Genomic DNA, 11193 nt, shown 5'->3' on the forward strand with positions numbered 1-11193 from the left:
CAAAGGAGTTTCGTGTGAGATCGACCCCCCACAAGGCCTTCGCCACCAGTGCGCTGGCCATCGCGGCACTCGCCGCGGCCCTGCTCCCCGGCAGCACGGCGTCGGCCGCCGACCAGGCGGCCTGCACCCCCGCCCAGGTAGTCACCAACGGCGGCTTCGAGAGCGGCACGTCACCCTGGACCCAGTCCTCGACCAGCGTGATCACCAACCGCTCCGGCCAGTCCGCCCACGGCGGCGCGAGCTTCGCCTGGCTGGACGGCACCGGCGCCACCCACACCGACACGCTCTCGCAGAGCGTCAGCATCCCCGCCGGATGCGCCGCGACGCTCAGCTTCTGGCTGCACGTCGACACCGCCGAGACGACCTCGTCCACGGCGTACGACAAGCTCACGGCGAAGATCGGCAGCACCACCCTGGCGACCTACTCCAACCTGGACAAGAACACCGGGTTCGTGAAGAAGTCGTTCGACGTGTCCGCGTTCGCCGGCCAGACCGTGACCGTCGCCTTCACCGGCACCGAGGACTCCAGCCTCCAGACCAGCTTCGTCCTCGACGACGTCGCCCTGGACACCTCGGCCGCCACCACCCCGGGCGACACCACCCGCACCCCGGCCGCGCCGTCGTACACCGTCAGCCTGACCAGCAACACCTCCGGCACCGGCTGGACCGGCCACGAGAGCGTGACCTTCACCAACGCCTCCGCGACCGCGCTCAGCGAGATCTACCTCAGGCTGTGGGACAACTACCACGGCACCTGCTCGGCCCCGCCGATCACCGTCAGCAACGTCACCGGCGGCACCGCGGGCGCGCTCTCGGTGGCCTGCACGGCGCTGCAGATCGCCCTGCCGACACCGCTGGCCCAGGGCCAGAGCACCACGATCGGCTTCGACCTGGGGATCACCGTCCCCAGCGGCGCCGACCGCTTCGGCTACGACGGCGCCTTCAGCATGATCGGCAACGCGCTGCCCGTGCTCGCGGTCCGGGACGGCTCCGGCTGGCACCTGGACCCGTACACCAACAACGGCGAGTCCTTCTACTCCCTGGCCGCCGACTTCAAGGTGACCCTGGACCACCCCACCAGCCTGCTGGTCCCGGCGACCGGCACCTCGGTCGACACCCCCGGCACCAGCGGCCGTACCGTGACCACCGCGACCGCCTCCAAGGTCCGTGACTTCGCCTGGGCGGCCGGGCCGTTCAGCAAGATCTCCGGCACCTCCCCGGGCGGGGTGCCGATCAACATCTACTCGGTGTCGGGCATCAGCTCCTCCAGTGCCCAGTCCATGCTCAGCACCGCCAAGTCCGCGGTCGACGCCCACGCGGGCCGCTTCGGGGCCTACCCGTACGGCGAGCTGGACGCGGTCATCGACAACAACTTCTGGTTCGGCGGCATGGAGTACCCGGGCTTCGTCCTCGACCTGGTCAGCACCACCGCGCTCACCCACGAGATCGGCCACCAGTGGTGGTACGGCATCGTCGGCGACGACGAGTACAACAGCCCCTGGCTGGACGAGGCGTTCACGGACTACGCCACCGACCTGGCGCAGGGCCTGTCCGGCACCAACTGCTGGAACAGCGTGTCCTGGGCCTCGTCGGCGGAGAAGATCACCAACTCGATGGCGTACTGGGACGCCCACTCCTCCCGCTACTCCACCGTCGTCTACGGCTACGGCAAGTGCGCCCTGCACGACCTGCGCCGCCTGATCGGCGACACCGCCATGACCAACCTGCTGAAGAGCTACGCCAGTTCGCACTGGTACGGCGTCTCGACCACCGCCGAGTTCAAGGCGGCGGCCCAGGCGGCCACCAGCACCGACCTGACGTCGTTCTGGACCACCCACCGCATCGACGGCTGACACCCGTCCGGAAGGGGCGGGGAATTTCCCCAACGGGCAGAGTGCGGGCCCGGGGATCTTTCCCGCTCCGTGCGGACACCGGCGTGTGGTACCTCTTGCGTCGTCCGTACGCCGACGAGCCCCTGGTGTCATTCACATGAGCAACTCCCGCCCCTTTGCCCTGCGTCGCAGCGAGATCGACGTGAGTCCCGAGCGACTGGGGATGCTGGGCGATGCCGTCTTCGCCATCGCCATCACCCTGCTCGCCCTCGACATCACGGTCCCCGACGACCTGCACGACTCGGAAGTCCCGCACGCCCTGCGGGAGTTGCTGCCCGCGATCGGCGCGTACCTGCTGAGCTTCGCCGTCATCGGCGTGCTCTGGCTGACCCAGCACGCCCTGTTCCGGCTGATCAGGACCGTCGACCGCTGGCTGCTCCACCTGTACTTCGCCCTGCTCGCGGTCGCCGCGGCGCTGCCCTTCCCGACCAAGCTGATCAGCGAGTACGGCGAGACGGCGGCCGCCACGGCGTGCTACTCGGGCGTGATCGCGCTGTCCCTCGGATTCCTCGGCGCGATGTACCTGCGCCTGCTGGCCGCCCCGGCGCTGGCCGTCCCGGGCACGGACCCCGGGGAACTGCGGGCGACGGTCCGGCGCAGCGTCCTGCACGTCCTGGTCTTCGTCACCGCGATTCCGCTGGCGTTCTGGTCGCCCGGCCTCGCCAAGTACTGGTGGCTGCTGGTGATCCCGGCCCGCGCCCTGCACCGGACGCCGGCCCCGGACGCCCCGGCCGCCGCCGGGGAAGCGCAGCCGTAGGCCCGCCCGGGTAGGCCCGCCCGGGTAGGCCCGCCCGGGTAGGCCCGCCCGGTTCAGGGGATGGCCAGTTCGGCCCAGATGGTCTTCCCGGAACCGGTGTAGCGGGTACCCCAGCGCTGCGACATCTGGGCGACGAGGAACAGGCCGCGGCCGCCCTCGTCGTCCCGGCGGGCCCGCCGCAGGTGCGGTGCCGTGTGCGCGTTGTCGGAGACCTCGCACAGCAGGCTGCGGTCCCTGATCAGCCTCAGCATCACGGGCCCGGTGGCGTACCGGATGCTGTTGGTGACCAGCTCGCTCACCACCAGTTCCGCGGTGAACGCCAGGTCGGACAGGCCCCAGGTCTCCAGCTGGCGCTCGGTGTCCGTGCGCGCCCGCGCCACCATCGCCGGGTCGGGCGGCAGCTCCAGGTCCGCCACCTGGCCGGCGTCCAGCCGCCGGGTGCGGACCAGCAGCAGCGTCGCGTCGTCCGCCTGCGGCCCGGGCGGCAGGGTCGAAAGCGCCCGGTCGCACAGCTCCTCCAGCGGGCACCGCTGCCAGGTCAGCACATGGGCGAGACGGTCGATACCGCTGTCGATGTCGGTGCGCCGGTCCTCCACCACCCCGTCGGTGAAGAACGCCACCACGCTGCCGTTGGACAGGCTCAGCTCGACGTTCTCGTAGGGCAGGCTGCCCAGCCCCAGGGGCGGCCCGGGCGCCAGCGCGGACAGCGCCACCGAGCCGTTCGCGTCGGCCACGATCGGCGGGGGATGGCCCGCGCTCGCCCAGACGCAGCGGCCGCTCACCGGGTCGTAGATCGCGTACAGGCAGGTCACCCCGAGCGCCTCGTCGCCCAGCCCGTCGTCCGCGTGGGGTTCGGAGTCCTGCGCGACCTGGCCGTCCAGCCGGGTGAGCAGCTCCGCGGGGTCCAGATCCAGCAGGGCCAGGGTCCGTACGGTGGCCCGCAGCCTGCCCATGGTCGCGGCCGCGTGTACACCGTGGCCGACCACGTCTCCGACGGTCAGCCCCACCCGGGCCCCGGAGAGCGGGATCAGGTCGAACCAGTCGCCGCCCACGCCCACCCGGCTGTCGGCGGGCAGGTACCGGTACGCCACGTCGACCGCGCTCTGCGCGGGCAGGTGCTGCGGCAGCAGGCTCCGCTGCAGTACCAGGGCCGCGGCGTGCTGGCTGGTGTAGCGGCGGGCGTTGTCGATGCCGACGGCGGCCCGCTCGGTCAGCTCCACCGCGAGGGTCTGCTCCTCGGGCCCGAAGGGGTCGGGGTTGCTGCTGCGCCGGAACGTGGCGAGGCCGAGGACCGCGTCCCGGGCGAGCAGCGGGACGAACAGGCTGGAGCGCCGGCCGGCCGGAGCCGGCTCGTCGGGCGACCCGGGCGGGACGGCGTCGACGACGGGGCGGCTGGTGGCCAGGCTCAGTGCCTGGGGCGACGACGGCGGATAGGAGACGGGACTGGTCCGGAACTCCTCCGGGGTGCGGCCGTGCATCCGCAGCAGGCTGTGCCCCGGCGCCGAACCCGTCGGCGGCTGCCGGCCCTCGATGACCGCAGGCGGGAGGTCCACCAGCACCTCGTCGGCCAGCTGCGGCACCGCCACGTCGGCGAGCTCCGCGGCCGTACGGCGTACGTCCAGCGAGGCGCCGATGCGCTTGCCCGCCCGCACGAGCAGCGACAGCCGTTCCTGGGCGCGGTAGCGGTCGGTGATGTCCAGGGACTCCTCGAACAGCCCCAGCGGCTCGCCACGGGCGTCCAGCAGCCGGTGGTACGAGCAGGACCAGACGTGCTCGCGCACCGGGTCGGCGGGGGCCCGTCCCCGGTAGTGCATGCCCATGATCGGTTCGCCCGTCGTGAGCACGTGCTCCATGATCTGGTCCTCGTCCGGAGGGTGGTGGCGGGAGATGAACTCGCCCTCCGGGAAGAGGTCCGCGGCCGGCCGGCCGACGTACTGGGCGACCCCCGCGAGCTCCAGATCCGTGGAGACGTTCCCCCAGACCACCCGCATGTCGGTGTCGAAGATCGTCAGGCCCACCGAGGACTCGGTGGCCAGCCCCTGCAACATGGCCAGCTGGGCCTCCCAGCCGCGCAGCGCCTCCAGCTCCGCCGCGACCACGACGGTCGCGGCCACGCCCTGGGAGGTGAGCGGGCTGAAGGCCACGGCCGCGCGCAGGGTGCTCCCGTCCCGGCAGGCCAGGTCCAGGACCGTGCTGCGGGGCCGGTGGGCCGTGCAGAGCGAGGAGTGCCGCTGTCCGGGATCCGTCGCCAGCAGCAGGGCGGCCGGCCGGCCGAGCACGTCCTCGGCCGGATGCCCGAGGAGGCGCTGGGCCGAGGGGCCCCACCCCGAGACGCGGCCCTCGGCGTCCAGCACCGCGGCCGCGGCCTTGGTGAGGTCAAGAGGGCTGTGGAAGTCGACGTCGGCCGCGTTCGGAAAACGATCCATGGGCACCGCTTCCCTCCGTGCTCACTCAGCATCCCGTGCCGCAGGACGGACGACAACCGCACACCCGGCTGGACCCGCCTCACCTGCCGCGCACGTCCCGGCACCCTGCGCGGCGTCATCTCCCGGATCTCCGGGCGGCCGCCCGCGCCCTTGGTGGCCGGCGGGTGAGCACGATCAGGCGGTGGCCGTGCGGGACGCCGTGCGTGAGCCGCCGGAAGGCGGTGGCGCACGTCACCGTGGAAACGCCGCTCGGCACGGTCCGGGGAGGAGGACCGTGCCGAGCGGGTCGGGGCGGGGGTGGCGTCAGGCGGCGGTGCGCTGCCTGCGGCGGAGCGACAGGTACGTGCCCGTGGCGCCGGCGGCGACCAAGGCGCCCGCACCGAGGCTGACCGGAAGCGCCGGGAACTGGCCGGAGCCGGTCGTGGCGGCCGTGTTCACCATCGCCGGGCCCGGCGTGATGTGCGTGCTCACCGCGGCCACGTGGTGGATCGGCTTGACCGACTTGACGGAGCCGTTCGCGTTCAGCAGCACCTGCTTGTTGTTGGGGTGCCTGAAGTCGAACATGTTGGTCAGCGTGCCCGCGGTCGCGTCGAAGGAGTGGTCGCCGACGCGGCCGGTGCGCCAGTTGTCCTCGATGAAGCGGGTGACGGAGGACTGGTCGGTCTGGGTGTGGTCGACCTTGTTCACCTTGCTGTACGGCGAGATGACCAGCAGCGGCTGCCGGGTGCCGGGACCGCAGCGGTCGGCGTAACCGCCGGACGCGGCCGGGCCGGACTGGCAGGCGGCACTGTCGAGGGCCTTCCCGTTGGAGCCGACCGTGGTGTCCTTGGAGCCGTTGCGGGGCTTGGCGTAGGCGTGGTCGTACCAGCCGTCGGAGTCGTCGTAGGCGACGACGATCGCGGTGGACTTCCACTGCGGCGAGCTCTGGATCGCGTTGATCTCGTTGACGAGGAAGTGCTGCTCGTCGGTCGGGTCCGAGTAGCCGGCGTGGCCGTCCTGGTACTCGCCGGCCTTGAGGAAGCTGACCGCCGGGAGCTTGCCCGCCTTGGCCGCCGCGGTGAAGTCGGTCAGGTCGTAGTTGTGGTTCGCCTGGCCGTTGTGCCCGATCTCGTCGACGTTCTTCGGCGCCACGTGGTGCGGGTTGGACGTCGACTTGTAGTACGAGAACGGGTTGTGGTGCGGGCTGTAGTCGACCACGGAGGCGCCGCCGACGTTGGTGTGCGTGGTGTCGCACTTGGCGTAGGAGCCGGACGTGCCGGTGTAGGCCGTCGACGGGCGGAAGCCGCCCTGGAACCAACCCCAGCTCACGTGCTTGGAGTTGAGCAGGTCACCGATGTTCTTGCCCTGCAGGGACGCCAGCGCGCTGGTGCTGGTGTGGTCCTTGTCGGAGCAGTCGTCGAAGGCCGGGTCGGGGTCGTTGACGACCGTGCCGACGCCCTTCGCGTTCGGGGAGGCGATGGCGTACGAGTCCGGCGTCGACGTCTGCTTGCCGGTGACCGAGTCCACGGAGATCGCGCCGTGCGTCTGACCCGAGATCAGGTTGAGCGCGCCGGGCGTGGACGGGCCGTAGACCGAGCTGTAGGAGCGGTCGTTGAGGGCGTACTGCTGGGCGTAGTTCCACAGACCGGTGACGGTGTTGCCGTCGTAGTAGTCCATGACCAGGCCCGGCTCGCCGAACAGGCCGCCGGAGCACTTGTCGACCTCGGTGTTCTGCACGAACTGGTCGGCCTTGCCGCCGTCGTAGGCCAGCTGCTCGGGCCCGTAGGAATGGTTCTGGTCGCAGGTCATCGCCTGCGACGAGGAGAGCCGCTTGGGCGCGTACTGGTTCGGGTTCTTCGTCAGCAGTCCGGCGTGCGCGACCGTGTCGACGTCCTTCGGGGTCTTCTTGGACGCCGTGAACTTCGTGCCGTCGGTGTTCGCGGCCTTCGGGTAGGTCGCGAAGTAGTGGTCGAAGGAGATGTTCTCGTCGAACAGCACGACCACGTGCTTGATCGGGGTCGCGGTCGACGAGCCGCCGCCGTGCCCGGCGGGTACGGCGGCCCAGCTGGGCGCGGTGCCGCCGAGGACCGTGAGCGCGGCGGCCCCCGCGAGGGCGCCGATGCTCCTCATCGCCGTTCGTCTTCCTGTGCTGGCCATGCTGGTTCCCCTCCGGGCATGAACGTCACTGCGTCGTACAGGCAGGGATGCTTCGCCCGCTTCCCGGCGCTCCGGCGGAGCCATGATGGCGGGTGAATGAACACCGGGTCAGGGATGCTGGGGCAAATCTTGACTGTGTATTGACCGTTCGGGCTACGGATTTGCCATGGAGTTGTTCGGACAAGCTCAGGTGAGGAGAGCGCGTCCGTACCAGTCGTCGTGGTCCCGTACCCCGGGCAGGGCGAAGAAGTAGCCGCCGCCGAACGGTGAGATGTAGTCGACCAGCGGCTCCCCGGCCAGCCGCTTCTGCACGGTCTCGAACTGCCGGGCCAGGTCCTGCTGGTAGCAGCAGAACAGCAGGCCCATGTCGAGGTTGCCGTTGCCGTCCATGCCCCGGTCGTAGTTGTAGGCGCGGCGCAGCAGCCGTTGGCCGGCGGTGGCCGTGGTGCGCGGGTTGGCCAGCCGGATGTGCGCGTCCAGCGGGATGACGTCGCCCTTGGGGTCGTCGGCGTAGTCGGGCGTGTCGTGCTCGGCGTTGCCGTCCAGGGGCGCCCCGGACTCACGGGACCGGCCGAACATCCGCTCCTGCTCGCTGAGCGAGACCCGGTCCCAGAACTCCACCAGCATCCGGATCAGCCGCACCACCTGGTAGCTGCCGCCGACCGCCCAGTCCGGTTCGCCGGAGTCCTTGCCGACCCACACCAGTTGGTCCATCTCCCGGGCGCTGCCGGTCTCCGGGTTGGCGGTGCCGTCCTTGAAGCCGAGCAGGTTGCGCGGGGTGCCGGTGGGGCGGGGCGGGCTGGAGAAGCCGTCCAGCCGCCAGCGGACCTGCATGCCGCCCCGGGTGTGCCGGGCGATGTCGCGCAGTGCGTGCAGCACGGTGTCGGTGTCGTCCGCGTGCAACTGCAAACTGAGGTCGCCGTGGCACCACTCGGGCCGCAGGTCGTCGTCGGGGAAGGCGGGCATCGTCGTCAGCCGGCGCGGTCTCAGATCCGACAGCCCGTACCGGTGGTCGAAGAGCGAGGCGCCGACGCCCACGGTCACCGCCAGCGCGCCGGACGGCAGTTGCTCGCCGAGGACGCCCGAGTCGGCGGGCGGGCCGGTGACCCCGACCGGGTCCGGGGTGCCGCCGGAGGTCAGGAAGCGGGCGCGGTCGGTGAGCGTGTGCAGCAGGTCGGTCAGCTCGGCGCGGCTCCCGGCGGTGACGTCGAGGGAGGTGAACACGGTCGTCCGGCGGGGCGCGGCGACGGCCGACCGCTGGCGGGCGCCGTGGAAGGGGGCGATCGTGCTGGGCGTGGCGGTGTCCGTACCGGGGGCGGCCGCGCCGCCCGCGGCCAGTCCGGCGCCCGCGAGGGCCGCTCCGCGCAGGAACCCGCGGCGGCCCACTCCGCCCTTGCCGGCCGTCTCGTTCGCGCTCATACCGTCCTCCGCGGATCGCACAGGGTCGCCACCGAAGCCAGCCGCTCCACCAGATCGCCGAGGACCGCGTCGACGTCCTCGCGCTGCCGGTGACCGAGCTTGCCGAGCGGTGTCCAGGTGCCGTCGTGCCCGAAGCCGTCGAGCGTCGTACCGGCCCGCTTCAACTCGCTCTCCAGACCGGCGAGATCCGCGTACCGGGTGGCGAGCAGCGGGTGCAGCCGGGACATCACCTCCACCGTGCCGTCCAGGTTGGCGCGGGCGGTGGCGAGGTTGCTGCCGCTGCCGTAGTCGGTACGGCCGGTCAGCTCGAACTGCACCGTGTTCTCCAGGATCTCGTGCGCCCGCAGCCCCAGCTGGGCGGGGTCCATCCGGGCCTGCGCCCAGTCGTCGCGCAGTGCGGTGACCGCCTTCACCAGGTCGGCGGCCGGGCCGCGCAGGCCGGCGGCGGACTCGCCGTGCCACAGGCCGTACTCGATCCGGTGGAAGCCGGTGAAGTCCTTGTCGTGCACCCCGCCGGCCAGCCCCGCGTCCGTGCCGTTGATCGCGCCGTCGGCGTCGCCGAACGCGTCGTACGCGGCGCCCAGCCGCTCGTACTCCAGGTGCGCGGGGAGCCAGGCGGTGCGGGCGGCGGCGAGGTCGCCGCGGTCGACCGCGTCCCGCAGGGTGGTCGTCAGCCGTACGACGTCGGACAGGCCGCCGCCGACCCACTTCTGGTAGGCGATCGCCGGCGGGATCAGGTCGTGCTCGGTGACCGGGGCCGCGGCCGGACCGCTGCCGCCCCTGGCGATCCGGACGGTCGGCCCGGTGACCGCGTCGGCGTCGTCGGGCACGCACTTGAACGCGTAGGAGCCCTTGCCGAGCCGCACGGTCAGCTCCCGGGTGGTACCCGGCCCGATGTCCTCCACCTCTCCGTACACGGCCTGGCTCTTCGGATCCTCCAGGAGGACCTCGGCGGCCCCGTCGGTCGGGTTGTGCAGGTCGAAGACCTGGACACCGGAGACCGGCGCGCTCCACCCCCGGCCGCAGCGGCTGGCGGACACCTCCACGGTCGTGTGCGGCAGCGCGGCCGGGTCGGCGTGCGCGGGGCGTGAGCCGTGCGTGAGCGCCAGGACTCCGGCCACCAGGCACACGACGGCGACACCGACGACCGTCCAGGGACGCAACGACCTCCAGCTGAGGCCGGACAACACCATCCCGAGCTCCCGGGGGTTCGTACCGTTCGTGATCGCCTCATGTTAGGCAGCCCTTTGTACTCGAACGGCCGTCCAGGGAAACCCATGACCAAGAGTTCCCTGCCGGTTCACCGGACCTCCGCAGGAGCCGCCCGGTGAGGCGGCCGGGGTGCCGGGAGTGCCGGGAGTGGCGGGGGTGGCGGGGGTGGGCGGGGCCCTTCGCCCCGTCACAAGGCCGTCGGGGTGTCCCCGTACCGCTCCCGCAGCGCCGTCAGGGTCTCCCGCAGCCCCGGCACCACCCGTTCCGCGTCCGCCCGCCACGCGATTCCGACCCGCAGGGCCAGCCCGGGTTCGTCGAGCGGCACCAGGCGGAAGGCGGGCGAGTCGAAGACCAGCGAGGTGGGCAGGTCCTCGCCGAGGACGGTGAGGGTCAGGGCGCCGGTGCGCAGGACGTGGGCGGCGATCTGCACGACGTCGTTGTGCGGGAGCGCCACCAGCCGTGTGACGCCGGCCGCCAGCAGCGCCGACCGGTGCTCGCCCATCACCGACGGGTGCACCTTGGCCGAGGTCATCAGCACCTGGCGGTGGCGCAGGTCCCGCAGGGTCAGCGAGGTCCGGTCGGCGAACTCGTCGTCCGCCGGCATCGCCACGCCGAGCCGGCCACGGGCGATGACCAGGCTCTCCAGGTCGGTCCTGCCGAGCGGGAGATGGACCACGGCGAGGTCGACGCGGTCGGCGGTGAGCTGGTCGAGGAGCTCCGCCGAGGAGGCGAGCGTGACCGGCAGTTCGACCTGCGGGGCCGTCTCCCGGTAGCCGGCGAGCACCGTGTCCAGCACCTTCGGCGGGGTCAGCGGCGCCGCGCCGACCCGGCAGCGGGGGGCGTCCGGGAGGTCGCGGGCGAGGTCGCGCAGGCCGTCGAAGTCGCGTACCACGTCCCGTGCCCGCCCCTGGAAGAGCTCACCGAAGGACGTCAGTTCCACGTGGTGGTGTTCCCGGACGAACAGGTCGCGGCCCAGCTCGTGCTCCAGCTCCCGGATCCGGCGGCTCAGCGGCGACGCGGTCACGTGCAGGCGCTCGGCGGCCCGGCCGAAGTGCAGTTCGTCGGCGACGGCCAGGAAGTAGCGCAGCTGCTGGATGTCCACCAGGCCAGTAGATCACCGTCCCCGTGCCGCCTCCAGAAGCCGGTGACGTTGCCGCTGCGGACACGTGGACGTCAGCGAAACGGACGTGTACAGGCACGCTCGGCCGGAGCCAGGCTGAGGACACGGAAACGCGGAGTTCACACGGCCGACACCCGGCCGCCGCAGCTCTCCGACGCGCGCAGGTGCGGGTGTTCCCGCCCCGCGCCCCAGGCCTGACCCCCTTCGCCCCGGCCACGGGTGGGTCCGCCC

At 72.0% G+C, this 11193-nt stretch carries 7 protein-coding genes; 2 read left to right on the forward strand and 5 right to left on the reverse strand.

What is annotated here, in order from left to right; translation table 11 throughout:
* Nucleotides 1-14 precede the first annotated feature (14 nt).
* Entirely contained in the window at nt 15-1853 is a 1839-nt protein-coding gene (locus ACGF5O_RS31870; RefSeq protein WP_393813345.1) for a M1 family aminopeptidase, read from the forward strand.
* Nucleotides 1854-1989: 136 nt separating this feature from the next.
* A complete protein-coding gene (locus ACGF5O_RS31875; RefSeq protein WP_393813346.1) occupies nt 1990-2649 on the forward strand; it encodes a TMEM175 family protein in 660 nt (219 codons plus the stop codon).
* 53 nt (nt 2650-2702) lie between these two features.
* Here ACGF5O_RS31875 and ACGF5O_RS31880 read toward each other — a convergent pair whose 3' ends face one another.
* From ACGF5O_RS31880 to ACGF5O_RS31900, 5 genes are all read right to left on the reverse strand, one after another.
* Nucleotides 2703-5075, reverse strand: coding sequence for a SpoIIE family protein phosphatase (locus ACGF5O_RS31880; protein ID WP_393813347.1), 2373 nt, complete (start codon nt 5073-5075; stop codon nt 2703-2705).
* A 303-nt stretch (nt 5076-5378) separates the two neighbouring features.
* Entirely contained in the window at nt 5379-7184 is a 1806-nt protein-coding gene (locus tag ACGF5O_RS31885) for a phospholipase C (RefSeq protein ID WP_393813348.1), read from the reverse strand.
* Nucleotides 7185-7397: 213 nt separating this feature from the next.
* Entirely contained in the window at nt 7398-8630 is a 1233-nt protein-coding gene (gene efeB / locus ACGF5O_RS31890) for an iron uptake transporter deferrochelatase/peroxidase subunit (RefSeq protein ID WP_393813349.1), read from the reverse strand.
* Nucleotides 8627-9823, reverse strand: coding sequence for an EfeM/EfeO family lipoprotein (locus tag ACGF5O_RS31895; protein ID WP_393813350.1), 1197 nt, complete (start codon nt 9821-9823; stop codon nt 8627-8629). Before ACGF5O_RS31895 ends, efeB begins: the two co-directional genes overlap by 4 nt.
* Before the next feature lie 206 nt (nt 9824-10029).
* The gene (locus ACGF5O_RS31900) at nt 10030-10944 is read right to left on the reverse strand and encodes a LysR family transcriptional regulator (RefSeq protein WP_393813351.1); all 915 of its coding nucleotides are present in this window, start codon (nt 10942-10944) and stop codon (nt 10030-10032) included.
* Nucleotides 10945-11193: the final 249 nt, after the last annotated feature.

Source organism: Streptomyces sp. NPDC048291 (genome assembly GCF_043201715.1).
Classification (GTDB): domain Bacteria; phylum Actinomycetota; class Actinomycetes; order Streptomycetales; family Streptomycetaceae; genus Streptomyces.

What these genes read in the sequence shown, in the direction of transcription:
- efeB (WP_393813349.1), bottom strand. Translation starts at nt 8,630, where the DNA reads ATGAGCGCGAACGAGACGGCCGGCAAGGGCGGAGTGGGCCGCCGCGGG.
- ACGF5O_RS31880 (WP_393813347.1), bottom strand. Translation starts at nt 5,075, where the DNA reads ATGGATCGTTTTCCGAACGCGGCCGACGTCGACTTCCACAGCCCTCTT.
- ACGF5O_RS31885 (WP_393813348.1), bottom strand. Translation starts at nt 7,184, where the DNA reads ATGAGGAGCATCGGCGCCCTCGCGGGGGCCGCCGCGCTCACGGTCCTC.
- ACGF5O_RS31875 (WP_393813346.1), top strand. Translation starts at nt 1,990, where the DNA reads ATGAGCAACTCCCGCCCCTTTGCCCTGCGTCGCAGCGAGATCGACGTG.
- ACGF5O_RS31895 (WP_393813350.1), bottom strand. Translation starts at nt 9,823, where the DNA reads ATGGTGTTGTCCGGCCTCAGCTGGAGGTCGTTGCGTCCCTGGACGGTC.